This is a genomic window from Massilia sp. IC2-278 (assembly GCF_020708045.1).
GTDB lineage: Bacteria > Pseudomonadota > Gammaproteobacteria > Burkholderiales > Burkholderiaceae_D > Telluria.
Genome location: NZ_JAJFES010000010.1, coordinates 18,932 through 45,410, shown reverse-complemented (window position 1 = coordinate 45,410; position 26,479 = coordinate 18,932). Strand labels below are relative to the sequence as shown.

General features: G+C 65.5%; 24 protein-coding genes and 1 tRNA gene. 22 read left to right on the top strand and 3 right to left on the bottom strand.

Annotated features, from left to right (window positions below):
- The 7 genes from LK540_RS17580 to LK540_RS17550 all read left to right on the top strand — a co-directional run bounded on the left by LK540_RS17580 (position 1) and on the right by LK540_RS17550 (position 8,366).
- Complete coding sequence (locus LK540_RS17580) at positions 1–360, top strand: STAS domain-containing protein (protein WP_229438607.1); 360 nt, start codon at positions 1–3, stop codon at positions 358–360.
- On the top strand, positions 357–818 hold the full coding sequence (locus LK540_RS17575) for an anti-sigma regulatory factor (RefSeq protein WP_229438606.1): 462 nt from the start codon (positions 357–359) through the stop codon (positions 816–818). Before LK540_RS17580 ends, LK540_RS17575 begins: the two co-directional genes overlap by 4 nt.
- Positions 806–1,837: an ATP-binding SpoIIE family protein phosphatase gene (locus LK540_RS17570; RefSeq protein WP_229438605.1), complete on the top strand. Its 1,032-nt coding sequence runs from the start codon at positions 806–808 to the stop codon at positions 1,835–1,837. Before LK540_RS17575 ends, LK540_RS17570 begins: the two co-directional genes overlap by 13 nt.
- Entirely contained in the window at positions 1,834–3,180 is a 1,347-nt protein-coding gene (locus LK540_RS17565) for a sensor histidine kinase (RefSeq protein ID WP_229438604.1), read from the top strand. Before LK540_RS17570 ends, LK540_RS17565 begins: the two co-directional genes overlap by 4 nt.
- Complete coding sequence (locus tag LK540_RS17560; RefSeq protein WP_229438603.1) at positions 3,177–5,066, top strand: response regulator; 1,890 nt, start codon at positions 3,177–3,179, stop codon at positions 5,064–5,066. The genes LK540_RS17565 and LK540_RS17560 overlap by 4 nt, the downstream gene beginning before the upstream one ends.
- A 663-nt stretch (positions 5,067–5,729) precedes the next feature.
- The gene (locus LK540_RS17555) at positions 5,730–6,692 is read left to right on the top strand and encodes a hypothetical protein (protein WP_229438602.1); all 963 of its coding nucleotides are present in this window, start codon (positions 5,730–5,732) and stop codon (positions 6,690–6,692) included.
- Positions 6,693–6,830: 138 nt separating this feature from the next.
- Positions 6,831–8,366, top strand: a complete 1,536-nt coding sequence (locus tag LK540_RS17550; protein WP_229438601.1) for a BCCT family transporter — start codon at positions 6,831–6,833, stop codon at positions 8,364–8,366.
- Positions 8,367–8,563: 197 nt separating this feature from the next.
- Here the strand turns inward: LK540_RS17550 and LK540_RS17545 are convergent, their stop codons facing one another.
- Both LK540_RS17545 and LK540_RS17540 read right to left on the bottom strand, forming a co-directional pair.
- The gene (locus LK540_RS17545) at positions 8,564–9,979 is read right to left on the bottom strand and encodes a pitrilysin family protein (RefSeq protein WP_229438600.1); all 1,416 of its coding nucleotides are present in this window, start codon (positions 9,977–9,979) and stop codon (positions 8,564–8,566) included.
- Between the two features lie 11 nt (positions 9,980–9,990).
- Positions 9,991–11,388: a pitrilysin family protein gene (locus tag LK540_RS17540; protein ID WP_229438599.1), complete on the bottom strand. Its 1,398-nt coding sequence runs from the start codon at positions 11,386–11,388 to the stop codon at positions 9,991–9,993.
- A gap of 257 nt (positions 11,389–11,645) precedes the next feature.
- Here LK540_RS17540 and LK540_RS17535 point away from each other — a divergent pair, with 257 nt between their 5' ends.
- From LK540_RS17535 to LK540_RS17525, 3 genes are all read left to right on the top strand, one after another.
- Positions 11,646–12,413, top strand: a complete 768-nt coding sequence (locus tag LK540_RS17535) for a GIN domain-containing protein (RefSeq protein WP_229438598.1) — start codon at positions 11,646–11,648, stop codon at positions 12,411–12,413.
- A gap of 95 nt (positions 12,414–12,508) precedes the next feature.
- Complete coding sequence (locus tag LK540_RS17530) at positions 12,509–13,117, top strand: tetratricopeptide repeat protein (RefSeq protein ID WP_229438597.1); 609 nt, start codon at positions 12,509–12,511, stop codon at positions 13,115–13,117.
- 14 nt (positions 13,118–13,131) lie between these two features.
- On the top strand, positions 13,132–13,533 hold the full coding sequence (locus LK540_RS17525) for an ASCH domain-containing protein (protein WP_229438596.1): 402 nt from the start codon (positions 13,132–13,134) through the stop codon (positions 13,531–13,533).
- A gap of 315 nt (positions 13,534–13,848) precedes the next feature.
- On the opposite strand, the gene LK540_RS17520 is transcribed toward LK540_RS17525, so the two are convergent.
- On the bottom strand, positions 13,849–15,222 hold the full coding sequence (locus LK540_RS17520; RefSeq protein WP_229438595.1) for an SGNH/GDSL hydrolase family protein: 1,374 nt from the start codon (positions 15,220–15,222) through the stop codon (positions 13,849–13,851).
- Positions 15,223–15,487: 265 nt separating this feature from the next.
- Between LK540_RS17520 and LK540_RS17515 the strand changes: the two genes are divergently transcribed.
- The 12 genes from LK540_RS17515 (at position 15,488) to nuoH (ending at position 26,468) form a co-directional block, all read left to right on the top strand.
- A complete protein-coding gene (locus LK540_RS17515) occupies positions 15,488–16,477 on the top strand; it encodes an NAD(P)H-quinone oxidoreductase (protein ID WP_229438594.1) in 990 nt (329 codons plus the stop codon).
- Between the two features lie 201 nt (positions 16,478–16,678).
- Positions 16,679–17,428, top strand: a complete 750-nt coding sequence (gene tpiA, locus LK540_RS17510) for a triose-phosphate isomerase (RefSeq protein WP_229438593.1) — start codon at positions 16,679–16,681, stop codon at positions 17,426–17,428.
- Positions 17,429–17,482: 54 nt separating this feature from the next.
- Entirely contained in the window at positions 17,483–17,959 is a 477-nt protein-coding gene (secG, locus tag LK540_RS17505) for a preprotein translocase subunit SecG (protein ID WP_229438592.1), read from the top strand.
- 298 nt (positions 17,960–18,257) lie between these two features.
- Positions 18,258–18,342 (top strand) — tRNA-Leu (locus LK540_RS17500).
- 174 nt (positions 18,343–18,516) lie between these two features.
- Positions 18,517–18,876 carry an NADH-quinone oxidoreductase subunit A gene (locus LK540_RS17495; protein ID WP_229438591.1) on the top strand — a complete coding sequence of 120 codons (360 nt, stop codon included), beginning with the start codon at positions 18,517–18,519 and terminating at the stop codon, positions 18,874–18,876.
- Between the two features lie 3 nt (positions 18,877–18,879).
- Positions 18,880–19,359: an NADH-quinone oxidoreductase subunit B family protein gene (locus LK540_RS17490; RefSeq protein ID WP_056333529.1), complete on the top strand. Its 480-nt coding sequence runs from the start codon at positions 18,880–18,882 to the stop codon at positions 19,357–19,359.
- A 17-nt stretch (positions 19,360–19,376) separates the two neighbouring features.
- Entirely contained in the window at positions 19,377–19,970 is a 594-nt protein-coding gene (locus tag LK540_RS17485) for an NADH-quinone oxidoreductase subunit C (RefSeq protein WP_229438590.1), read from the top strand.
- Entirely contained in the window at positions 19,970–21,223 is a 1,254-nt protein-coding gene (locus LK540_RS17480; protein WP_229438589.1) for an NADH-quinone oxidoreductase subunit D, read from the top strand. The genes LK540_RS17485 and LK540_RS17480 overlap by 1 nt, the downstream gene beginning before the upstream one ends.
- Before the next feature lie 21 nt (positions 21,224–21,244).
- On the top strand, positions 21,245–21,733 hold the full coding sequence (gene nuoE, locus LK540_RS17475) for an NADH-quinone oxidoreductase subunit NuoE (protein ID WP_229438588.1): 489 nt from the start codon (positions 21,245–21,247) through the stop codon (positions 21,731–21,733).
- On the top strand, positions 21,730–23,025 hold the full coding sequence (nuoF, locus tag LK540_RS17470) for an NADH-quinone oxidoreductase subunit NuoF (RefSeq protein ID WP_229438587.1): 1,296 nt from the start codon (positions 21,730–21,732) through the stop codon (positions 23,023–23,025). Before nuoE ends, nuoF begins: the two co-directional genes overlap by 4 nt.
- A 21-nt stretch (positions 23,026–23,046) precedes the next feature.
- Complete coding sequence (nuoG, locus tag LK540_RS17465; RefSeq protein ID WP_229438586.1) at positions 23,047–25,383, top strand: NADH-quinone oxidoreductase subunit NuoG; 2,337 nt, start codon at positions 23,047–23,049, stop codon at positions 25,381–25,383.
- The gene (nuoH, locus tag LK540_RS17460) at positions 25,383–26,468 is read left to right on the top strand and encodes an NADH-quinone oxidoreductase subunit NuoH (protein ID WP_229438585.1); all 1,086 of its coding nucleotides are present in this window, start codon (positions 25,383–25,385) and stop codon (positions 26,466–26,468) included. The genes nuoG and nuoH overlap by 1 nt, the downstream gene beginning before the upstream one ends.
- Positions 26,469–26,479 lie beyond the last annotated feature (11 nt).

The following is a 26,479-nucleotide window of genomic DNA, read 5'->3' as shown; positions in this document are numbered from 1 at the left end:
ATGGAACGCATTCCAATTCTGCGGATGGGCGACCTGCTGCTGGTCACCATCCAGGTCGACATGCACGACCGCCTGGCCATGACCCTGCAGGACGACCTGACCGAGCGCATCGTCAGCGACAGCGCCAAGGGCGTGCTGATCGATATTTCGGCGCTGGACCTGGTCGACTCCTTCATCGGGCGTATGATCAGCAATACGGCGGCGATGGCGCGCGTGCTCGACGCCCAGACCGTGGTGGTCGGCATGCAGCCGGCCGTTGCGATCACCCTGGTGGAGCTGGGCCTGACCCTGCATGGGGTCAAGACGGCGCTGAACGTCGAAAAGGGCATGGCCCTGCTCGGAAAGAACCTGACTAGATGAACGCTGCAACCGCAGTTGAATTCGATACCGGGCTGCTCGAAGCGAACGCCCGGCTGCGCGTCGACCGTGTCACGCTGCCGCTGCGCGGCGACGAAGACGTGGTCGGCCTGCGCAAGCAGGTGCGCGAGCGCGCGGTCGCCATCGGCCTGTCGCTGATCGACCAGACCAAGCTGGTCACCGCCGCCAGCGAGCTCGGACGCAACACCATCAAGTACGGCGGCGGCGGCGCCTGCCACCTCGACAAGCTGGCCGACGGTTTCCGCAACGGCATCGGCCTGCTGTTCGTCGACAACGGGCCCGGCATCCCCGACCTGGACCTGGCGCTGCGCGACGGCTACACCACCGGCGGCGGCCTGGGCCTGGGCCTGAGCGGCTCGAAGCGCCTGGTCGACGAGTTCGAGATCGACACCCGCGTGGGAGAGGGCACCGCGGTCGCGGTCGTGAAATGGAAACGCTGATTTCTTCGCTGGATACCCAGCTGTCGTTTGCCATTACCCATGCCAGCGACATCGCCGCCGCGCGCCGCGCCGGGCAGCGCCTGGCGGTCGACCTCGGTTTCAACGAAACCCGCGCCGGCCAGCTGGCGCTGATCGTCACCGAAGCCGGCACCAATCTCCTCAAGCATGCGCAAGAGGGCACCATTTACCTGAACCTGGCCCAGGCCGAAGGCGTGCCCGGGATCGATGTGCTGGCGGTCGACAACGGCCCCGGCATCGTCGATCTCGACGCCTGCCTGCGCGACGGCATGTCCACCGCCGGCACCGCGGGCACGGGCCTGGGTGCGCTGCGCCGCCTGGCCAGCGAGTTCGACGTGTACTCCAACCCCGGGCAGGGCGCGCTGTTCTTCATGCGCCTGTGGCGCGACGAAGCGGCGCCCGGGCTGTGCCGGGTCGAAGTCGGCGCCCTGAGCGTGCCGCTGGCCGGCGAGGATGCCTGCGGCGACGGCTGGGGCGTGGCCTGCGACGGCGCGGGGGCGACCCTGCTCGCCGCCGATGGCCTCGGCCATGGGCCGGAAGCGGCGACGGCGGCGCACGCCGCCATCGCCGAACTGCAGCACCGCCCGGCGTCGGAGCCGGCGCAGCTGGTCGACGCCTCGCACCAGGCGCTGCGCATCACGCGCGGCGCGGCGCTGGCGGCGGCGCGCATCGATTTCGAGAGCGACACGCTGCGCTTTGCCGGCATCGGCAACATCGGCGCCTACGTGATCGATGGCGAAGCGCGGCGCGCGCTCATCTCGCACAACGGCATCGTCGGCCACAACATGCGCAAGGTGCAGGAGTTCAGCGTGCCTTGCCCGCCGGGCGCCCTGGTGATCATGCATTCGGACGGCATCCAGACCCAGTGGGACCTCGATCGATACCCTGGCCTGCTCGGGCACAGCCCGGCGCTGATCGCGGCGGTGCTGATGCGCGACTACATCCGCCGCCGCGACGACGCCATGGTGCTGGTGGTGCGCAGAAGGGAAGACCATTCATGAGCCAGCGTATCCTGAACGTGGCCCTGGAGAGCGACCAGGACGTGGTGCTGGTGCGCCAGCGTGCGCGCCAGGTCTCGCACCTGCTCGGCTTCTCGAAACAGGACCAGGTGCGCATCGCCACCGCCGTCTCCGAAGTGGCGCGCGCCGCGTCGCTTGGCGGCCCCGGCGCGCGCGCCGTCTTTTGCCTGGCCGAGGGGCGCGGCGCCCAGCAGCTCGAAGTGAGCATCAACGCCGGCGCCCATCTCGGCAGCGTCGAGGCCAGCCTCGCCGGCGACCCGGCGATCGTCACCGCGCACCGCCTGATGGACGCCTGCGAGATCGCCGACGGCGCCGGCACGACGGCGGTGGTGATGCGCAAGGCCTTGCCGCCGCAGCCGCCATTGGGCAGCGCGCGCCTGGCCCAGATCGGCGCCGAACTGGCGGCCGCGCCCACCCCCAACACCTGGCAGGAAGTGCAGCAGCAGAACCGGGAACTGGTCGAAACCCTGGCCGAGCTGCGCGAGCGCCAGGAAGATTTGCTGTCGCTGACGCGCGAACTCGAAGATACGAACCGCGGCATCGTCGCGCTGTACGCCGAGATCGAAGACAAGGCCGAGCGCCTGCGCAAGGCCGACGAAATGAAGTCGCGCTTCCTGTCGAACACCAGCCACGAACTGCGCACGCCGCTGTCCTCGATCCGCGCACTGTCGAAACTCCTGCTCGACCGCATGGACGGCGACCTGACGCCGGAGCAGGAGCGCCAGGTACGCTTCATCGAGACCGCCGCCACCGATTTGTCGGAGCTGGTGAACGACTTGCTCGACCTGGCCAAGATCGAGGCCGGCAAGGTCGAGACCCAGCTGGCGCCGGTGGTCGTGGACAACCTGTTCCGCGCCCTGAAGGGCATGCTGCGCCCGCTGGTCACGTCCGAGCGCGTGGAACTGGTGTTCGACAACGGCGGCGTGGAAGAGGCCTTCGAATCCGACGAAGGCAAGATTTCCCAGATCCTGCGCAACTTCATCTCGAACGCGCTGAAGTTCACCGAGCAGGGTTCGGTACGCGTGACGGCTTCGTATGAAGCCGGCACCGATGACATCGTGTTTGCCGTGACCGACACCGGCATCGGCATCGCGCCCGACCACCTGCAACTGATTTTCGAAGAATTCGCCCAGGTCGAGCACCCGCTGCAGCGCCGCATCAAGGGCACCGGCCTCGGCCTGCCGCTGTGCCGCCGCCTGGCCGACCTGCTCGGCGGGCGCGTCGACGTGGTCAGCCGGACCGGCGTCGGCTCGACCTTCACCCTCACGCTGCCGCGCCGCTTTCCTGCCGCGCTGATCGGCAGCGCAGACGACACCGAATCATGACCGCGAACCAGACACTCATCCTCAACGTCGACGACAACGACGGCGCCCGCTATGCCAAGACACGCATCCTGCAAAGCGCGGGCTTCCGCGTCATGGAAGCGGCCAACGGTACCGACGCGCTGGCGATGGTGCGCGAAGAAGACCCGGCGCTGGTGCTGCTCGACGTGAAGCTCCCCGACATCAACGGCATCGAGGTCTGCCGCCGCATCAAGGCCGACCCCGACACCAACTGCGTGCTGGTGCTGCAGACCTCGGCCGCGCTGACCGGCCGTGCCGACAAGATCCGCGGGCTGGAAGGCGGCGCCGACAACTACCTGGCCGCGCCGATCGAGGCCGACGAGCTGATCGCCAACGTGAATGCGCTGCTGCGCATGCGCCAGACCCAGGACGAGCTGCGCGAGAGCGAGGAGCGATTTCGCCAGCTGACCGACAACATCGAAGACGTGTTCTGGATGTTCTCGGCGCCGGACGGCGTGCTGGCCTATGTGAGCCCGGCGTATGCCACCATCTTCGGGCGCAGCACCGAGTCGCTGCGCAACAAGCACGGCAGCTGGCTGGAAGCCGTGCACGGCGAAGACCGCGCGCGCCTGGCCGGGCGCTGGGCCGCGCTGGCGACGCAACCCTACTATGACGAGGAATTTCGCCTGCAGCTGCCCGATGGCGCCACGCGCTGGGTGCGCGACCGCGTGTTCGCGGTGAGGAATGCGCGCGGCGAGGTCTACCGCGTGGCGCGCGTGACCAGCGATATCAGCGCGCGCAAGGAAATGGAAGCGCTGCTGCGCGCGGCCGACGCCAACAAGAACCAGTTCCTGGCCACGCTGGCGCACGAGCTGCGCAATCCCCTGAGCCCGATCCGGAATGCCGCCACGCTGCTCGGCATCGCCGGCGAAAACGCCTCGGAGCGCCAGGCCCATGCGCGCGAAGTCATCCTGCGCCAGGTCGACCACCTGGCGCACCTGGTCGACGACCTGCTCGACGTGGCCCGCATCTCGGAAGGCAAGATCGTGCTGCGCCGCGAGGAAGTCAACCTCGGTGCGGTGATTGCCCAGGCCATCGAGACCGCCGGCCCGCTGATCGCGGCGCGCGAGCACCAGCTGGACGTGCAGCAGCCCGACGGCCAGGTCTGGGTGGCGGGCGACCCGGTGCGCCTGGCGCAATCGATGGGCAACCTGCTGCACAACGCCGCCAAGTTCACGCCCAAGGGCGGCCGGATTCGCCTGGAAGTGAAGGTCGACGGCGACCATGTGCGCATCGCCGTGATCGACAACGGCATCGGCATCGACGCCGACAGCCTGCCGCGCATCTTCGGCATGTTCGCCCAGGCGGCGGTACCGCCGGACCGCGCGCCGGAAGGCCTCGGCATCGGCCTGTCGCTGGTCTCGCGCCTGCTCGAGATGCACGGCGGCCAGCTGCGCGCCGAGAGCCCGGGCATCGGCATGGGGTCCACGTTTACCGTGGAGCTGCCGGTACTGCGCGTGACCGGGGCCGCGGCTGACCAGGCGGCCCAGGAAGCGGCGGCTGCGCCGGCCGGCGGCCTGCGCGTGCTGCTGGTGGACGACAACATCGACGCCATGGAGATGATGGGCTTCCTGCTGGCCGAGATGGGCCACCAGGCCTGGACCACCCACGACGCCAGCCAGATCGTGCCGCTGGCCTTGGAACACCAGCCGCAGGTGATGGTGCTCGATATCGGCCTGCCCGGCGCCGACGGCTATGAGCTGGCGCGCATGATCAAGGCGCATCCGGAGCTCAAGCATACGCGGCTGGTGGCACATACCGGCTACGGCTCGCCCGAGGACAGGCGCAAGGCGCAGGAGGCGGGCTTTGACGCGCACCTGGTCAAGCCGGCGGAGCTGGATGACCTGGAAAAGGCGCTGCGCGGGTAGCGTGATCGCCATCGGCTTGCGCCGTGGTGAATTGTTTCCGGCCTGCGGCTATAACCGAATCGTCTGCGGCCTGCGGCCATAACCGAATCGTCTCTCCGGCCTGCGGCCGTGATCGAATCGTCTCCGGCCTGCGGCCGTGATCGAATCTTCTTCGACCTGCGGCCATGATCGAATCGTCTCCGGCCTGCGGCCGTGATCGGATCGTCTCCGGCCTGCGGCCGTGATCGAATCGTCTCCGGCCTGCGGCCGTGATCGAATCGTCCCCGGCCTGCGGCCATGATCGAATCGTTTTCGGCCTGCGGCCGTGATCGAATCCTCTCCGGCCTGCGGCCGTGATCGGATCGTTTTCGGCCTGCGGCCGTGACCGTACGGTGGGCACGCTGTGCCCACGCAGAACGATGCGTCATGTTGGCCTTGTTAAAGCCGCAGTGCCTTCATCGAGACACAGTGTCTCGGGGCGGGCCACCACATTCAAACCTGGCCAACACTGGGCGACTTTCCGCGTGGGCACAGCGTGCCCACCGTACGGTCGACGCCGCAGGCCCGGCTGCAGGCCATGCCAACCAATCCAGCCCCGACGGTGAACTTTGCGCCGTACATGCTCTCTTACGCGGGTAGGGCCGCGCATCGCGTGCGGTCCGCATGCCCGATGGGAGGTCGGTCATGGCTGAGGAGAACAGGAACAGCACGCCGCTGGTGCTGGCGTCCGTCCAGTTGAAACGCAATACGGCGACCGAGGTGGTGCAGGCAAAGGCGCCGCTGCGCGAGGCGACGCTCGAGGGCTACCGGCGCCGCAACGCCGTGCTCGATGCGATCTTCTACGACGTCGGCGTGGTCACGCCGGACGAGGCGGTCGAGGTGGCGCCGTGGCTGGCGCGCGAAGGTACGCTGCTGATCGTACCGCCGTCCGGCGACGGCGCGCTGACCAAGTGCGCCGACATCGATGCGTTCGCGGCGAAAGGCGGCATCCATACCCGCATCCTCGCGGTGGCCGGCGTCGGCAGTTCCGCGCTGGGCACGGCGGCCTTTGCGCGCAACGTGGCCGATGCCTTCGGCGAGCCGGTGGCGGCGCTGGTGTCGGGCTACGGCCTGGCCGACATGATGACCGAGGCGCTCGGCGGCTGGTTCTGGTTCGGCGCCCTGAACCGCATGCGCCACCTGTACGAGCAGATCGACGACCTGGCGCGCGGCAACCGCTTCGAGATCAGTTGGCCGGCCGAGCCGATGAACATGGCGCGCGCCAGCCTCGACACGCGCACGCTGTGCCAATTGCTGACCGATCGCCGCTTTCGCTTCGGCCTGCTGACCGGGCATTCGAAGGGCAACCTGGTGATCTCGGAAGCGCTGTACGCACTGCACGACGAGCACCGCGACGACGAGCTGGGCGACCTGGCCATCGTCACGATCTCGGCGGCGATCGCCATGCCGCCGCGCTACCGCAACATCATCGACGTGATGGGCGAGGTCGACTGGTTCGGGGAGATGAATTCGAACATGGCGATCAGCGTCGAGTACCGGCCGCGCAATGCCTGGCACCACACGAACACGGAACTGAACTGGCACCTGCCGGTGCGCGAGGTGCTGAGCGCGCTGCGGCGCAAACCCGGCATTGCGCTGCGCCACTGAGGCGCGCCAGCCCGGCCGCACGGCCCGCGGCAGGGGCGGGCAGGGCGCGCACGCCTGAACCGCTGTAACTGACAGTCAAGCGCAAAGGGACTAGCATGTGATAATCTTCTGTCAAGGCTTCGGTGCCGACTCCTTTGCATGCAGTTACTCCTCACAACCGGTTTCATCTTCCTCATCGTCCTCTGGGGGATCTTTTCCCCGGCCAGCATGGCGGCCCTGTTCGACCTGCTGCTGGCTTCCATCACGCGCAATTTCGGCTGGTTTTATTTGTGGCTGGTGCTCGGGCTGGTGCTGTTCGCGGGCTTCCTCGCCTTTAGCCGCTACGGCAACCTAAAGCTCGGCGACGACGACGAGGAGCCCGAGTTCTCGAACGCCACCTGGTTCTCGATGCTGTTCGCCGCCGGCATGGGCATCGGCCTGGTGTTCTGGGGCGTGGCCGAGCCGATCTCGCACTTCACCACCGCGCCGCCGGGCCTGACCGCGGCCACGCCCGAGGCGGCCGGCGCGGCGATGCGCTACGCCTTCTTCCACTGGGGCCTGCACCCGTGGGCGGTGTACAGCATCGTGGCGCTGGCGATCGCCTACTTCCAGTACCGGCACGGCCGCGCGGCGCTGATCAGCGAATCGATCCGCGCGCTGCCCTGGGCGCCGCTGCGCCGCTTTGCCGGCGCCTTCAACGGGCTGGCGACGGTGGCCACCGCCTTTGGCGTGGCGGCCTCGCTGGGCATGGGCGCGCTGCAGATCAACAGCGGCCTGGCGGCCGTGTTCGGGATCGACACGACGCCGCTGTCGCAGGTGGCGATCATCGTGATTACCACCATGCTGTTCGTGACCTCGGCCGTGAGCGGCGTCGACCGCGGCATCAAGTACCTGTCGAACTTCAACATGGGGCTGGCGGCGCTGCTGGCGCTGGCGGTGTTCCTGGTGGGACCGACGGTCGCGATCGTCGACACCTTCGGCACCACGCTGGGCAGCTACCTGAGCGAACTGGTGCGCATGAGTCTGCGCGCCACGCCTTTCCGCGACAGTAACTGGGTCGGCGCCTGGACCGTGTTCTACTGGGCCTGGTGGATCGCGTGGTCGCCGTTCGTCGGCCTGTTCATCGCGCGCGTCTCGCGCGGGCGCACCATCCGCGAATTCATCATCGGCACCGTGCTGGCGCCGTCCCTGGCCGGCTTCGTGTGGTTCTCGATCTTCGGCGGCACCGCGCTGTTCATGGAGATCTGGCAGCACGTGCCGCTCAGCGAGGCGGTGAAGCTCGACGCCTCGACGGCGCTGTTCACCCTGTTCGATGCGCTGCCGTTCGGGACCGTGATGTCGGTGGTGGCGACCGTGCTGGTGCTGGTGTTTTTCGTCACTTCCGGCGACTCGGCGGTGCTGGTGCTGGGCATGATGAGTTCCGGCGGCAATCCGAATCCGGCGCCGCGCGTGAAGATCGTGTGGGGCGTGCTGGTGGCGGGGATCGCGATCAGCATGCTGCTGGCCGGCGGGCTGAAAGGGGTGCAGACGGCGACCATCGTGTTTGCGCTGCCGTTCGCGCTGGTGATCGTGCTGATGGTGTGGTCGCTGTGGCGCACGATGCGGCACGACCAGCGCCAGCTCGAGCGCAAGGAAAAGGCCTTGCGCAAGAAGGTCAGGGAATGGGCGGCGAAGGAGTCGTCGAAGGAGCCGTGAATGTTGTTCGGCGCCGCGAATGATCGGCGGTGCCATACCGCGTGGACACAGGTGTCCACCCTACCACCCCGTAGGGTGGGCCGGGCCGCGCAGGCACCTGTGCCCACGCGGTCTTTCGTGTCCATGCAGACCCCACCATGAAAAACGCCCGCACATGGCGGGCGCTGCATCCATCCGACATGCGGACAAAATCGTCCTTATTTGTCGGTCACGGTGAACTTGCCGAACTGCTTCAGCTGCTTGCCCACCGCGGCCGGGTCGCCGACCACCACGATCGATTGCTTCTCGGGTGCGAAATACTTGGCCGAGACCGCGCGCACCTGGGCCGGGGTCACTTTCTCGATCAGCGGCACGTACTGGCCGAGGAATTCCGGCGGCAGGCCGACCAGCCAGTTCTGGGCCAGGGTGGCGGCCACGGCGCGCTGCAGCTGGTTGCTGATCAAATAGCCACCCGCGACGTAGCGCTTGTTCATCGTCATTTCGTCGGCCGGCACGGCCTCGCTGCCGATGCGCTTGTACTCGTTGAAGTATTCAGTCAGCGCGGCGCCCGTGACTTCGTTGCGCACGTCGGCGCCGCCGACGATGGCGCCGCCCGCGCGGCTCATGCGCGCGCCGGCCGAGGCGCCGTAGGTATAGCCCTTTTCCTCGCGCAGGTTGATGTTCACGCGGCTCGAGAAGCCGCCGCCGAGGATGGTGCTGGCCAGGCGCAGCGGCACCTGCTCACCCGCGCTGGCGGCGATGCCGGGGCCGCCGATGCGGATCGTCGACTGCACGCTGCCGCCACGCTGGAGCAGGATGCGTGCAGGCTTCGCGTTCGCGGCGGCGGGCGCCGTCTCGGCCAGGGCCGGGCCTTGGGCCTTCCAGTCGCCGAAGGCGGCCTGGGCCAGCTTCATGGCTTCGGCTTCATCCAGGCGGCCGGTGATCACCAGCAGCGCGCGGTCGGGGCGGAAGCGCTTCGCGTGCTCGGCGCGCAGCATGTCCTGCGTGACCGAAGTGATGGAATCGACGGTCGGCTCGGTGTGGCCGTAAGGGTGCTCGCCATACACGGCCTGGTTGATGGCGCGCTCGGCGCGGAAGCGCGGCGTGGTTTCGGATACGCGCAGCGCCTGCAGGGCGTTGGCCTTGGCCAGGTCGACTTCCTTGGCCGGGAAGGAAGGCGCGCGCGTCACTTCGGCCAGCAGCGACATCATGTCGGCCGCGTGCGAGGTGAGCGCGTTCGCCGAGACCAGGATACCGTCGTTGGCGGGGCTGGCGGCCACCGAGCCGCCCATGCCCTGGGCCGCTTCGGCGATCGCGCGCGAGTCGCGCTTTGCCGTGCCTTCGTTGAGCATGCCGGCCAAGAGGCTGGCGAAGCCGGGATGCGCCTTGTCGTCGGCGGCGAGGCCGGCGCCGCGCACGGCCAGCACGAAGTCGACGCGCGGCAGGCCGTCGCGCGGCACGACCCAGACGGTCATGCCATTGGCCAGCGTTTTCTTGGCGATCTTCGGCGTCGGGATCGGCTTGTCCTTGCCGTAGGCCGGCATCGGCGACGGTTTCGCCGCCGGGGCATCGGCAGCAAAGGCTGCCGGGGTAAAGGCCATCGCGACGGCCAGTGTCAGCATCAGTTTTTTCATCGATGCGCTCCTCAGTTCTTGGCGCCGGCCGCGGGGGCGGGCGCAGGGGCAGGGGCGGGCGCCGCTTCTTTCGCGACGGGCTTGCGGTCAATGACGGTGCGGTTGTTCTTCACCAGGTAGGTGGCGGCAACGCGTTTCAAATCTTCGGAAGTCACGCCCTCGATCCAGCCGGGGATCTTGTTGACGACATGTGCATCGCCCCACAGGGTCTGCAGCTTGGCCAGGGTGTCGGCGCGGTTGATGAAGGACTCGAGCGAGTTGTTCCAGTCGGCCAGCATGCGGGTTTTCACGCGCTTGAGCGTCGCTTCGTCGGCGCCTTCCTTGGCGATCTTCGCCACTTCCTCGTCGATGGCGGTGAGCACCGCATCGGCATTGCTGGTCGGCTTGTAGAGCGCGAACACGGTCAGCAGGGTCGGACCGTCGTAGGTCCAGGGGTCGACCAGGCCGAACAGCGAATCGACGTTCAGCGCGATCTCGCGGCCCTTCACCAGGCCCTGGTACAGGCGCGAGGCGTCGCCGCCGGCCAGCAGTTCGGCCAGCACCGCCATCGGCGCCTGGTCGCGGCTGCCGCGCTCGGGAATCTTCCAGGCGGCGGCAATCGCCGGCACCTGGGCCAGGGCGTCGCTCTGCTCGACGCGTTTTTCCGCCTTGTTCAGCGGCTCGGTGAAGTCGCCGCTCTTCGGCGTCGGGCGCGCGGCGATGCCGCCGAAGTACTTCTGCGCCAGGGCGAAACCCTGGTCCGGCGTGACGTCGCCGGAGATCGCCAGCACGGCGTTGTTCGGGCCGTAGTAGTCGCGGTGGAAGGCGCGCACGTCATCCAGGCTGGCGCCTTCCAGGTCCTGGAAGCTGCCGTAGCCGTCGTGGTTGTTTTCCCATTTCTGGAAGGCGTGCTGGCTGATGTCGATCCACATGAAGCCGCCGTAGGGCTGGTTCTTCACGTTCACGCGGATCTCTTCCTTGACCACGTCCTGCTGGTTCTTCAGCGTCTTTTCGTTGAAGTCGAGCGTCTTCATGCGGTCCGCCTCCAGCCACAGGATGGGCTCGAGCGAGGACACCGGCGCGGTCTCGATGTAGTTGGTGAAGTCGGGCCGGGTCGAGCCGTTGTTGCGCCCGCCGCCGCCGGTGATGGTCTTGTCGAACACGCCCTTCGGCGCATTCGGGGTGCCCTGGAACATCAGGTGCTCGAACAGGTGGGCGAAGCCGGTGCGGTTCTTCGGCTCGAGACGCATGCCGACGTGGTACACGACCGAGACGCCCACCGTCGGCGAGCTGTGGTCTTCGGAGACGACGACGACCATGCCGTTGTCGAGTTTCTTCACATGGACCGGCAGGTCCCACTTGTCGCTGCTCGCCGCGAAGGCGGACATCGACAAGCCGAGCCCGGCCAGCAGGGCGGGGAGTTGGCGCATGCGCATGGATGACCTCAAAGGATGACTGGGACGAAAAAACAGCCGCGCGACACGGGCGGCGCAGCTCATCTTAACGCATGGTCATGCCAAAAAGTAATCTATTGCATATGCATGTAGTTCGAAAAAGACGGCGCCGTTCTGCGTCCTGTCCGCGCCTGGCGCAGTCTGTCGCATTCCCGGCCGGTGGCCGCCACCGCCGCGCTATAGTGTCGATATTGCCAGAACACGAAACGACGAATCGAACAGGAGATGATTGCATGCACAAGCTGTTGAAATTGTCGGTGACGGCCCTGGGCCTGCTGGCGCTGGTGCGCCTGGCCAGCGCCGCGCCCGAGTCCGCCAGCGAAACGCGCAGCGTGGATGCGCGCGTGGCCCGCGTCCAGCTCGACGGCGCGGTCGACCTACGCATCCGCCAGGGCAGCCCGGCGATGCTGATCCTGAGCGGCGACCCGCGCTGGCTGGCCGGGCTGACGATCCTGCAGCGCGGCGACACCATCAACATCGGCGGCGGCGGCAGGCGCGGCCTGCGCCTGGTGCAGGACCCGGTGCGCGCCGAGCTGGTGCTGCCGACACTGCGTGAAGTCAGCTCAGAAGGCCTGGGCGCCACCGACATCAGCGGCTTCAGCGGCGAGGAACTCGCGCTGGCGCTCGACGGGGCCGGTTCGATGACCGTGAACGTGCGCTACCGCCTGATCAGCGCCAGCCTGGGCGGCGTCGGCAGCATGCAACTGGACGGTGTGCAGAGCGAACGCATCGACCTCGACCTGCACGGCGCCGGCCATGTGATGCTTGCCGGCCGGAGCCGCCTGCTGCGGGCCGAGCTGAGCGGCGTGGGCGGCCTGGATGCGCGCCGGTTCACGGCCGAGAACGTGACGCTCGATTTGTCGGGCCTGGGGAATGCCACCGTTACCGCGAACGGCAGTGCGAACCTGAACCTGTCCGGCATGGGTTCGGCCACGATCTACGGCAAGCCGCTCAACCGCAAGGTGAGCGTGGACGGGCTGGGCAAGGTCAGCTGGAGATAAGCAGGCTCGAACAGGCGACACAACAAGTGGGGAAGGCGGCAGCGGCCGCCGCGAGAACAACAAGGTAGGCAAAGACCGGTTCCACGCACGAGACGATGAAAAAAATTACCGTAGCGATCCTGTTTGCGCTCGGCCTGCACGGGGCGGCGCAGGCGGGCTTTCCCGAGGGAGCGAGCGCGTACAACGCGCGCAACTACGCGCTGGCGATGAAGGAGATCGCGCCGCTGGCGCGCGCCGGCAATCCCGATGCCCAGCACTTGCTGGGCCTGATGTATTACATGGGCCGCGGCGTGACGCGCGACTACAAGCAGGCCTTTGCCTGGCACATCAAGGCGGCCCAGCAGGGCAAGGCCGACGCCCAGTACGTGGTCGGCGCCATGTACTACACCGGCAACGCCGTGCCGCAGGACCAGAAGCACGCCGTCACCTGGTTCCGCAAGGCGGCCGAGCAGGGCCATGCCGAAGCCCAGCACGCGCTCGGGCTGATGTACCGCTACCACGTGGCCGGCGTGCCGGGCGACCCGGTAATCGCCTACATGCTGATGAATCTCGCTGCCGCGAGCGGCAACCAGAACGCCATCAACCAGCGCGCGGCCATGGCCAAGCAGATGAGCCAGGGGCAGATCGAGGAAGCGCAGGCGCTGTCGCGCACGTGGAAGGTGGGCACCAGCCTGCCGGGGCAGTCGAAGACGGGTGGGGGATGAGCGCGGAAGGGGGCATGCCGGCGCGGTGCAAGCGGCTGACCTTCTGGGGCGCGGACGAGTACGACGATTCGCTGCCGCGCAGCGTGATCGCCGGACGCAAGACCGTCACCGCCGATACGGTCGAGGCGTACTACCAGCCTTACGGCGAATATGGCGACGGCAGCTATGCGCCCGGCGACCTGATCGAGGTGTACGACCAGCAGCGGCGGCTACGCTGCCGCATTCGCGCAACGAAGGTCTACAACATCCGCTTTGGCGACGTGCCGGAAGAAGTGTGGCGCGGCGAGGCCTTTGCCAGTGCCGAGGAATTCAGGGGAGTCCACGTGCGGGCATTGGCGCCGCTGGTGCTGCATGACGACTTCGAGTTGGTGACGCTGCATTTCGAATTGGCCGACGTCGTGATGCCGTTCGATTGAGACAGAAGGCGTTGCGAGCCAGCCAGTCCCGAATGGCGGCGCCGAGTTCCCATACCTCTTGCGTGAAGCCGGACTGGATCGACGCGAGCAGCATCAACAGATCGTGCATTTTCGTAGGCGTGTCGTGCGCTTTCGCGAGCAAATCGTGTGGAATCGTGCCGTATCGTGCGCTTGAGCGGGGATGAAGACGATGACTACCTCGCCGTCCGCCTATCCTACCGCGCTGGGCTAGCCTGTTGTGCCTGGACCGACCTTGCCTGTCCCGAAGATGCCCGCCGCCGCGCCCATGCCGGTGGGCGACGGGCAAGAGCAGGATTATCGTTCCAGCCCCGGCACCGGCCTCGCCGCCGCCACTCCCAGCGAGCGGAACAGGGTCAGCGACACCGCATTCCCCATTGCCTGGTAACCGAGGTCGTTCGGATGCAGGTGGTCGCCGCTATCGTAGGCCGCCAGGAAGCGCGTCGGATGCGCCGGGTCGCGCGTGGCCTGGTCGAAGTCGATCACGCCGTCGAACTCGTCGCTCGACCGAATCCAGTTGTTCACCGCCTGGCGCACGACTTCCTTCTCCGGCGAATAATAGCCCGCACCCTCGAAGGGCGTGAGCGTGGCCCCGAAGATGGCGATGCCCTTCGCATGCGCCCGCGCGATCACCTGGCGGTAGCCGGCGATCAAATCGTCGGCGGTGACCGGATTGGTGGCCGAGCTGTTGCCGATGTCGTTGATGCCGATGAGCAGGGTCATGTAGCGCACACCGGCGGTGGCGAGCACATCGCGGTCGAAGCGCTCCTGGATGCTGCGCCCGGCCAGGGTGTTCGGCGAATCGCTCAGCAGGCGGTTACCGCTGATGCCGCGGTTCACTACGCCGAGGCGGCCATTGATGCCCAGCACCGGGTCGCGCACGGTTTGCAGGCGCCGCGCCAGCCAGTCGGGCCAGCGATTGTTGGTGTCGACGGTGCTGCGGGTGCCGTCGGTGATCGAGTCGCCCAGGGTCACGATACTTGGTCCGGCACTGTCGATGTCGACTTCGGTGAGAAAGGGCCAGACCGTGATGGTGCGCTGCACCGGCAGGGTGGCGGACGCCGTGAAGTCGCCCGGCAGCGAAACGTAGTTGGTCTGCAGGCCGGTGTTGTGGACGGTGGTGGCATCCACCGTGCCCGGCAGGTAGAGGCTGACGGCGAGGTCGGACAGGGCTGCCACGTTCAGCTCGACCGGGTCGGACAGCACCGGCGCGCCGGGCGGGATCACGATGGAGGAGCGGCCGCTGAAGGTGAGCACGCGGTCGGTGCCGGGCGCGACGTCGGAACCGCTGGCGCGCACGCCGATGCGGGCTGCGCCAATGCGTAGCGGGACGGCGCCGAACTCGTTCGACACGCGGATGCGCACGCGGTTGCCGCCGATGCTGGTGTGGACGATCAGGCGCAGGGTCTGGTCGGTGAAGGTTTGCAGGCTGGCGGGCGCCGGCGGGCCGGCCGGGGCCGTGCCCCAGGTGCCGGTCCAGCGTTCGTTGTTCCAGCCCTGGGCGTTGGCGCCGTGCCCGGGCAGGGCCAGGATCGCGGCGAGGGCGGCGCCGGCCAGCACCAGGCCGAAGCGCGGGCGCCGGGTAGGGATGGGGCGCGGCAATGCCGTGGGCGGTACGCTGGACTTCCTGCGGTGCACCAGCCTGGACAGGGCAGTAGCAATTGCTTGCATGATCGTGCTCCTTTGAATGGTGGAAACGGCTCGTATGCCTGAGCTCGGTCCTCCAATCTATGCGGCACGCATGGGGCGGGCAAGATGGCTGCGGACGAGATCGTTGTGCGATCTCTAAAGTTCCCCAGATAGCTCATGCATTGAAGAATTTGTTTGCGCTGAAGCACGAGAAAGCGAAATTTCTTCTCCTGCGAGCAACACAGCTGGGCGATCAACGTGGATTCATACCCTGACGTACAATTGCCGTTTTCTTAAGGAGGCCGGAATGCGCGCAATCGAAATCACCCAACCGGGCAAGCCTGAGGTACTGCAACTGTGCGAGCGACCGCAGCCGGAACCGAAGGCGGGCGAAGTGTTGATCCGCGTGCACGCGGCCGGCATCAACCGGCCCGACGTGCTGCAGCGCCTGGGCCACTACCCGGTGCCACCGGGCGCCTCCGACCTGCCGGGCCTGGAAGTGGCGGGCGAGATCGTCGATGGCGACCTCGGTGAGCTCAACAACAGCGGCTTCCAAAAGGGCGACATGGTCTGCGCGCTGGTGCAGGGCGGGGGCTATGCCGAGTATTGCGCGGCGCCGCTGGCGCAATGCCTGCCGATGCCGCAGGGCTTGAGCGCGGTCGAGGCCGCCTCGCTGCCTGAAACCTTCTTCACCGTCTGGACCAATGTCTTCGACCGCGCCGGCCTGAAGGAAGGCGAGACCCTGCTGGTGCAGGGCGGCACTTCGGGCATCGGCGTGACGGCGATCCAGCTGGCGACCGCAATGGGCCACCGCGTGTTCGCCACCGCCGGCAGCGACGAGAAATGCCGCGCCTGCGAGGAACTTGGCGCCGAGCGCGGGATCAATTACCGGAGTGAGGACTTCGTCGACGTCGTCAAATCGCTGACGGGGGGGAAGGGCGTCGACGTGGTGCTGGACATGGTGGCCGGCGACTACGTGGCGCGCGAGATCGATTGCCTGGCTGACGATGGGCGGATCGCGCTGATTGCGCTGCTGGGCGGGGCCAAGGCGAACGTCGACCTGGGGCAGGTGCTGCGCCGGCGGCTGTCGATCAGCGGCTCGACCTTGCGGCCGCGGCCGGTGGCGTTCAAGGGCGCGATTGCGCAGAAGCTGCGCGAGCAGGTGTGGCCGTTGTTCGCAGCCGGGAAGATCAAGCCGGTGATCTACAAGACTTTCCCGTTGGAGCAGGCGGCCGAGGCGCATGCGCTCATGGAGTCGAGCACGCATGTCGGGAAGATCGTGTTGCAGGTGGTTTGATTCGGGCGGTGCAGGCAGGTGGGTTCGAGAACCCACCCTACGAACCGAGCGACGAAGACGTTCGGTCCGTCCACGCGTCGAGCGAACAGGAACGATAGCGGCAGAATTCCATTGCCACGTTTTTAACACATCCGCTCAGCCATTGTTTGACCACCCCCGGAACGGCGGCTAGAATAGCGGGTTATTTGACTGTGGGGTAATATGCGTCCCAAACTCGTCGTAGGTAACTGGAAGATGAACGGCAGCCGCGCGGCGAATGCGTCGCTGCTGGCCGGTATTGTCGCTGGCCTGGACAACGCACAGGCCACGTGCGCCGTCTGCGTTCCCGCTCCCTATCTGCAGCAATGCGTCGACACGCTCACCGGCAGCCCGTTGGCCTGGGGTGCGCAGGACGTGTCGCAGCACGTGAGCGGCGCCTACACCGGCGAAGTCGCGGCCTCGATGCTGGTCGACTTCGGCTGCCAGTACGCCATCGTCGGCCATTCGGAACGCCGCGCCTACCATGGCGAAACGAACGAGACCGTGGCGCAGAAGGCGCTGGCCGCGCTGAACGCCGGCATCACCCCGATCGTTTGCGTGGGTGAAACCCTGGCCCAGCGCGAAGCCGGTCAAACAAATGTTATCGTCGCCCAACAATTGTCGGCCGTGCTCGAAGTCCTTGACGTGGAAAGCGTGGCGCGTATCGTGGTCGCCTACGAACCCGTATGGGCCATCGGCACAGGCAAGACCGCCACCCCGGAAATGGCGCAGGAAGTCCACGCCCAGTTGCGCGCGCAATTGCGTGAACGCAACGCTGAAGCGGCCGAATGCGTCGCCATCCTGTACGGCGGCAGCATGAAGCCGGACAATGCGGTCGAGCTGATGGCGCAGGACGACATCGATGGCGGCCTGATCGGCGGCGCGGCCCTGAAGGCGGCCGACTTCCTGGCGATCATTGGCGCCGCGGCCTGATCCTGGCCTGAATAGAATTTGCAACGTAGTTAATAAACTTGGAATGGAACTGTAATGAACGTGTTGTTCAATCTCGTAGTTGTCGTGCAGGTGATTTCGGCCCTGGTCATCATCGGCCTGGTGCTGCTGCAGCACGGTAAGGGCGCCGACATGGGCGCCGCCTTCGGTTCGGGCGCCTCGGGCAGCCTGTTCGGCGCCAGCGGTTCGTCGAACTTCCTGTCGAAGTCGACGGCAGTGGCCGCCGCGGTCTTCTTCGCTTCGACCCTGGGCCTGGCTTCGATGAGCAACAACCGTACCGTGGCCACCGGCGGCGGCGTGATGGAACGTGCGAATACCCAGACCAACGGCGTGCCTGCGGCGCCTGGTGCGAACGTACCGGCCACCAACGCCACCCCGGCCGAAGCCCCGGCGCCGACCGCCGGCGTGCCAGCGGCACCGGCAAGCGACGTGCCTGCGGCCGCAGCGCCTGCCGCTCCGGCGACGACTGCACCGGCAACCCCGGCACCGGCTGCTCCGGCGACCCAGCAGTAATCATGGTTTCATGCGGCCGCGCACCCGAGAGGGTGACGGCCGTCAGGCGCATGTAGGGCGCCAGCGTTCATTGAACGCGTGGAAGGCGCAGCCTTCCACCCCTACAGAAATGTTTTACAGCAGTTCCCCAGTATGCACGATGGCGTTCGATCTGCGCGCCATCGGCTTCTCCAAGCTGCTAGGATCGCGCATCGGCTTGATCCTATAGAAAGTTTGAGAAAAAGCTTACTTTTCCTTGAGACACCTCAATTTGTGCATTGAAAGAAGGTGTTAAGGCAGGGTATAATACTGGTCTCCAGCCGACGTGGTGAAATTGGTAGACACGCTATCTTGAGGGGGTAGTGGCGCAAGCTGTGCGAGTTCGAGTCTCGCCGTCGGCACCAAGATATTAAAGAAAGCCAGCAAGGGCGATGAGCAACCGCTCTCCAGCCTGAGCTGGCTTTTTTACGAGGATCAGTCGTACGGTCCTGGTGGCAGGCACGAGGCCAGGATTGCGCGATACGGCGCTGCATCCAATGCAGTGGTTTTACTAACCGATCGTTCAAATAGGCTCCATCGTGAACCTCGAAAATTACTTCCCCGTTCTTCTCTTTATTCTGGTTGGCGTCGGTGTCGGCGTTGCTCCCCAGGTGCTCGGCTATCTGCTCGGCCCGAACCGCCCCGACGCGGCCAAACTCTCCCCCTACGAATGCGGCTTCGAAGCCTTCGAAGACGCGCGCATGAAATTCGACGTTCGCTACTACCTGGTGGCGATCCTGTTTATTTTGTTTGATCTGGAAACGGCATTCTTCTTCCCATGGGGCGTCTCGATGCGCGAGCTGGGTTGGACCGGTTTCATCACGATGATGGTGTTCATCGCCGAATTCGTGGTCGGTTTCTGGTACATCTGGAAGAAAGGTGCCCTTGATTGGGAATAAGCCATGGCTATTCATGAAGGCGTTCTAAACGAAGGTTTCATTACCACCACAGCCGATAAGCTGATCAACTGGGCACGCACGGGATCGATGTTCCCGATGACGTTCGGCCTGGCCTGCTGCGCGGTCGAGATGATGCACGTGGGCGCGGCCCGCTACGACCTCGACCGCTTCGGCATCGTGTTCCGCCCGTCGCCGCGTCAGTCCGACGTGATGATCGTGGCCGGCACGCTGTGCAACAAGATGGCGCCGGCGCTGCGCAAGGTCTACGACCAGATGGCCGAACCGCGCTGGGTGATCTCGATGGGTTCCTGCGCCAACGGCGGCGGCTACTACCACTACTCGTACTCGGTGGTGCGCGGCTGCGACCGCATCGTACCGGTCGACGTCTACGTTCCGGGCTGCCCGCCGACGGCTGAAGCCCTGCTGTACGGCATCATGCAGCTGCAGAACAAGATCAAGCGCACCAACACCATCGCGCGTTAACACCTGCCGGATTCACCATGACGACAAAACTCGAAGTCCTCCAACTCGCCCTGGAAAAAGCACTGGGCGAGGGCGCCGCCATTTCCTCGGCGCTCGGCGAAGTGACCGTGGTGGTCAAGGCCGCCAATTACCTGGCTGCGATGCAGACCCTGCGCGACGATCCGTCGCTGAAATTCGAAGAACTGATCGACTTGTGCGGCGTCGATTATTCCCAATATGGGGAAGGCACCTGGGACGGCCTGCGCTACGCGGTCACCTCCCACCTGCTGTCGATCGAGCATAACTGGCGCGTCCGTGTGCGCGTGTTCTGCCCGGACGATGACATGCCGCTGGTCGAATCGGTCACCGGCATCTGGCGCGGCGCCAACTGGTACGAGCGCGAAGCGTTCGACCTGTACGGCATCCTGTTCGACGGTCACGGCGACCTGCGCCGCATCCTGACCGACTATGGCTTCATCGGCCACCCGTTCCGCAAGGACTTCCCGATCTCGGGCTACGTCGAAATGCGCTACGACCCCGAGCAGAAGCGCGTGATCTACCAACCCGTGACGATCGAGCCGCGTGAGAACATCCCGCGCGTGATCCGCGAAGAAACCTACGGGATGAAATAATGGCTGAGCTTAAGAACTACACCCTGAACTTTGGTCCGCAGCACCCGGCAGCGCACGGCGTGCTGCGCCTGGTGCTGGAGCTGGACGGCGAAGTGATCCAGCGCGCCGACCCGCACATCGGCCTGCTGCACCGCGGCACCGAGAAGCTGGCGGAAACCCGCACCTACCTGCAATCGGTTCCTTACATGGACCGCCTCGACTACGTGTCGATGATGTGCAACGAACACGGCTACGTGCTGGCAGTCGAGAAGCTGCTCGGCATCGAAGCACCGATCCGCGCGCAATACATCCGCGTGATGTTCGACGAGATCACCCGCCTGCTGAACCACCTGATGTGGCTCGGCGCGCACGCGCTCGACATCGGCGCCATGGGTCCCTTCCTGTACGCCTTCCGCGACCGCGAAGACCTGTTCGACGTCTACGAGGCGGTCTCGGGCGCGCGCATGCACGCGGCCTACTACCGCCCGGGCGGCGTCTACCGCGACCTGCCGGACACCATGCCGCAGCATAAAGAGTCGATCATCCGCAGCAAGAAGGCGATCGCCCAGCTGAACGAAGACCGCCAGGGTTCGGTGCTCGACTTCATCGAAGCCTTCACCAAGCGCTTCGACGGCTACGTCGACGAATACGAAACCCTGCTGACCGACAACCGTATCTGGAAGCAGCGTACGGTCGGCATCGGCGTGGTGTCGCCGGAAGCGGCGAAAGCCATGGGCTTCACCGGCGCCATGCTGCGCGGCTCGGGCGTGGCCTGGGACCTGCGCAAGACCCAGCCGTATGCCGTCTACGACAAGCTCGACTTCGACATCCCGATCGGCACCAACGGCGACTCCTACGACCGCTACCTGGTGCGCGTGGAAGAAATGCGCCAGGCCAACCGCATCATCAAGCAGTGCATCGCCTGGCTGCGCGTGAACCAGGGTCCGGTCATGGTCGACAACCACAAGGTCGTCCCGCCGGCGCGCGAAGAGATGAAGTCGAACATGGAATCGCTGATCCACCACTTCAAGCTGTTCACCGAAGGCTTCCACGTCCCGCCGGGCGAGGCCTATGCCGCGGTCGAGCACCCGAAGGGCGAGTTCGGTATCTACATCGTGTCGGACGGCGCCAACAAGCCTTACCGCCTGAAGATCCGCACCCCCGACTATGCCCACTTGCAGAGCCTGGACGAGATGGCCCGTGGCCACATGATCGCCGACGCCGTCACGATCATCGGTACCCAGGACATCGTTTTCGGCTCCATTGACCGATAAGTCCGAAAGGCAGAAGAGATTATGTTGTTATCCGAGCAGTGCTATAAAAAAATCGACCGCGAGCTGGGCAAGTACCCGGCCGACCAGCGTCAATCGGCCGTGATGGCCGCGCTGGCCCACGCCCAGGTCGAACTGGGCTGGCTGTCGCCCGAAACCATGCAGGAAATCGCCGACTACATCGGCATGCCGGCGATTGCCGTGCAAGAAGTGGCGACCTTCTACAACATGTACAACCTGCGTCCGGTCGGCAAGCACAAGATCACCGTGTGCACCAACCTGCCGTGCGCCCTGTCGGGTGGCGAGCGCGCCGCCCACCACCTGAAACAGAAACTCGGTGTCGATTTCCGCAGCACCACCGAAGACGGCCAGTTCACCCTGCTGGAAGGCGAGTGCATGGGCGCCTGCGGCGATGCGCCGGTCATGCTGGTGAATAACCACCGCATGTGCTCGTTCATGAGCAACGAGAAGATCGACGCCCTGGTCGATGAACTGAAGGAAGTGAAGCAATGACCAGCCTGCACGACCGTCACATCAATCCGCTGATCCTGAAGGATCTGAACGGCGACAACTGGCACCTCGAAGACTACGTCAAGCGCGGCGGCTACTCGGCCCTGCGCAAGATCCTCGAAGGCGGCATCACCCAGGAACAGGTCATCGCCGACCTGAAGGCCTCGGGCCTGCGCGGCCGCGGCGGCGCCGGTTTCCCGACCGGCCTGAAGTGGAGCTTCATGCCGCGCCAGTTCCCTGGCCAGAAATACCTCGTCTGCAATACCGACGAAGGCGAGCCGGGCACGTTCAAGGACCGCGACATCATCCGCTACAACCCGCACGCGCTGATCGAAGGCATGGCCATCGGCGCCTACGCGATGGGCATCACCGTGGGCTACAACTACATTCACGGCGAGATCTTCCAGGAATACCTGCGCTTCGAAGAAGCGCTGGACGAGGCGCGCGCCGCCGGCTTCCTGGGCGATAACATCATGGGTTCGACGTTCAGCTTCCAGCTGCACGCCGCGCACGGCTACGGCGCCTACATCTGCGGCGAAGAAACCGCGCTGCTGGAGTCGCTCGAAGGCAAGAAGGGCCAGCCGCGCTTCAAGCCGCCTTTCCCGGCCTCGTTCGGTTTGTACGGCAAGCCGACCACGATCAACAACACCGAGACCTTTGCCGCGGTGCCGTTCATCTTCAACGTCGGCCCGGAAGCCTACATGGGCATGGGCAAGCCGAACAACGGCGGCACCAAGATCTTCTCGATCTCGGGCGACGTCGAGCGTCCGGGTAACTACGAGATCCCGCTGGGCACGCCGTTCGCGACCCTGCTCGAGCTGGCCGGCGGTATGCGCGGCGGCAAGAAGATCAAGGCCGTGATTCCAGGCGGTTCCTCGGCTCCCGTGATCCGCGGCGAAGTCATGATGGAAACCAACATGGACTACGACTCGATCGCGAAAGCCGGTTCGATGCTGGGTTCGGGCGCCGTCATCGTCATGGACGAAACCCGCTGCATGGTTAAGTCGCTGCTGCGCCTCTCGTACTTCTACTACGAAGAGTCCTGCGGCCAGTGCACGCCTTGCCGCGAAGGCACCGGCTGGCTGTACCGCATGGTGCACCGTATCGAGAATGGCAAGGGCCGTCCGGAAGATATCGAACTCCTGAACAACGTCGCGTTCAACATCAAGGGCCGCACGATCTGCGCACTCGGCGAAGCCGCCGCAATGCCGGTCGAAGCCATGATCAAGAACTTCCGTGAGGAATTCATTCATCACATCGAGCACAAGCAATGCTGCGTGCCCGAATACCTTTAAGCCAGGTCAGGTAACGATCAAATGGTTGAAATTGAATTAGACGGCAAAAAAGTCGAAGTCGCACCAGGTTCCATGGTGATGGACGCCGCAAACAAACTCGGAACCTACATTCCGCACTTCTGCTATCACAAGAAATTGTCGATCGCAGCGAACTGCCGCATGTGCCTGGTCGAAGTGGAAAAAGCGCCGAAGCCGATGCCGGCTTGCGCCACGCCTGTTTCGCCGGGCATGGTGGTGCGTTCGCACAGCGACAAGGCCGTGGCCGCGCAGAAGTCGGTCATGGAATTCCTGCTGATTAACCACCCGCTGGATTGCCCGATCTGCGACCAGGGCGGCGAATGCCAGCTGCAGGATCTGGCCGTCGGCTACGGCAAGGGTGAATCGCGCTACGACGAAGAAAAGCGCGTCGTCACGCCGAAGGAAGCCGGCCCGCTGATCTCGATGGAAGAGATGAGCCGCTGCATCCAGTGCACCCGTTGCGTGCGTTTCGGCCAGGAAGTGGCCGGCGTCATGGAATTCGGCATGCTGGGCCGTGGCGAGCACTCGGAAATCACGACTTTCGTCGGCAAAACCGTCGACTCGGAAGTCTCGGGCAACATGATCGACCTGTGCCCGGTCGGCGCGCTGACCAGCAAGCCTTTCCGTTACTCGGCCCGTCCGTGGGAACTGCAACGCCGCAAGTCGGTGTCGCCGCACGACTCGCTCGGCACCAACCTGATCGTCCAGGTCAAGGGCGGCAAGGTGATGCGCGTGCTGCCGCTGGAAAACGAAAACATCAACGAGTGCTGGCTGTCGGACAAGGACCGCTTCTCGTACGAAGCGCTGGACAATGCCGACCGCCTGATCAATCCGATGATCAAGCAGGGCGGTGAGTGGATCGAAACCGACTGGAAGACCGCGCTCGAATACGTCGCCCACGGTATCCGTAACATCCGCCACGAGCACGGCGCCGACAGCATCGCCGCTGTTGCGACCGCCCACTCGACCGTGGAAGAGCTGTACCTGCTGAACAAGGCCATGCGCGGCTTTGGCGTGAACGCCATCGACTTCCGCCTGCGCCAGAGCGACTTCGCCCTGGATGGCGCGGTCACGCCTTGGCTGGGCATGCCGATCGCGGAACTGTCGAACCTGAAGCGCGCCTTCGTGATCGGTTCGTTCCTGCGCAAGGATCACCCGCTGGTGGCGACCCGCCTGCGCCAGGCAGTGAAGGGCGGCGCCAAGCTGTCGATCCTGCACGGTTCGGACGAGGACAACCTGATCCCGACCGCCAACAAGATCATCGCCGCGCCGACCGACTGGCTGGCTGCGCTGAGCGAGATCGTGTCGGCCGTGGCCGCCTCGAAAGAAACCGCCGCACCTGCCGGCTTCGAAAACGTGCAAGCGGGCGACGCTGCGAATGCCATCGCCGCCTCGCTGGTTGCCATCGACGGCGACGTCGCTGGTGCTGTGCTGCTGGGTAACTCGGTCCTGCACCATCCTGAAGCCTCGAAGATTCACGCCGCTGCGCAGTGGATCGCCAACGCCACCGGCGCCAAATTCGGTTACTTCGTCGAAGCGGCGAACACCGTCGGCGGCCACCTGGTGGGCGCGACCTCGAGCACCGATTTGTTCAGCGTACCGAAGAAAGCTTATGTGCTGCTTAACGCGGAACCGGAACTCGATGCGGCCAATCCGCAGCAAGCCCTGGCCGCGCTGAAGGGCGCCGAGATGGTCGTTGCCATGTCGCCGTTCAAGCACGGCATGGACTACGCCGACGTGCTGCTGCCGATCTCGCCGTTCAGCGAAACCGCCGGCACCTTCGTGAACTGCGAAGGCCGCGCACAGAGCTTCAACGGCACCGTCAAGCCGCTGGGCGAAACCCGTCCGGCCTGGAAAGTGCTGCGCGTGATCGGTAACCTGCTGGGCCTGCAAGGCTTCGACTACGACACCGCCGAATCGATCCGCGACGAAGCGCTGGGCAAAGGTGTTACCGATCACTCGGACAAGCTGAACAACGTGGCGAAACTGGCCCCGTCGGCAGCATCGCGCTCGGAAGAGTCGGGCTCGCTGCAGCGCCTGGCCGACGTGCCGATCTATTTCGCCGACGCTATCGCGCGCCGTTCGGAACCGCTGCTGCGCACGGCCGACGCGAATGCGCCGCTGGTGCGCCTGCCGTCGCAACTGGCTGAACAGCTGGGCGTGAAAGCCGGCGACACGGTGAAAGTCACCCAGGGCAATGGCTCCGCCATCCTGGTGGCCGACATCGACAAGCGCCTGCCGGCGAACGTCGTGCGCGTTGCCGCCGCCCACCCGGCAGTCGCCACCCTCGGCGCCATGTTCGGCACCATCAACGTAGAAAAAGCAGGGGAGGGCAAGTAATGGCAACGCCCGGTTTTATCGATAGTTTTTACGAACTCGGCGCTACCAGCCCGATCGCGCCGGTCTGGCCAGTCCTCTGGACCCTGATCAAGATCCTGTGCGTCCTGCTGCCGCTGATGGGCCTGGTTGCTTACGCGACCCTGTGGGAACGTAAGCTGATCGGCTGGATCCACATCCGTCTCGGCCCGAACCGCGTGGGTCCTGCCGGCCTGCTGCAGCCGATCGCCGACGCGGTCAAGCTGCTGCTCAAGGAAATCGTCATTCCGGCGAAAGCGACCACCAAGCTGTTCGTGCTGGGCCCGATCATGACCATCATGCCGGCCCTGGCCGCCTGGGCGGTCGTGCCTTTCGGCCCGGACGCGGCGCTGGCCAACGTGAACGCCGGTCTGCTGCTGCTGCTGGCGATCACCTCGATCGAAGTCTACGGCATCATCATCGCCGGCTGGTCGTCGAACTCGAAGTACGCCTTCATGGGCGCCATGCGCGCTTCGGCTCAGATGATTTCCTACGAAATCCCGATGGGCTTCGTGATGGTCGTCGTGCTGATGATCACCGGTTCGCTGAACTTCACCGACATCGTCCAGAGCCAGCAGGTCGGCATGGCCGCAAGCTACGGCCTGAACCTGCTGTCGTGGAACTGGCTGCCGCTGCTGCCGCTGTTCTTCATCTACTTCATTTCCGGCCTGGCCGAATGTAACCGCCACCCGTTCGACGTCGTCGAAGGCGAATCGGAAATCGTGGCCGGCCACATGGTGGAATACTCGGGCATGTCGTATGCAATGTTCATGCTGGCCGAATACGCCAACATGATCCTGATCGGCACCCTGGCCTCGATCATGTTCCTGGGCGGCTGGAGCGCACCGTTCGGCTTCCTGGAATTCGGCGGCGCCTTCGGCGGCTTCTTCTGGCTGTTCCTGAAGATGTTCCTGATGGTCTCGGCCATGGTCTGGGTTCGCGGCACCTTCCCGCGTTACCGCTATGACCAGATCATGCGTCTGGGCTGGAAAGTATTCATCCCGGTGACCCTGGTCTGGCTGGTGCTGATCGCCGGCATCATGCAGACGTCCTGGAATATCTGGAAGTAAGAGAGCGTATT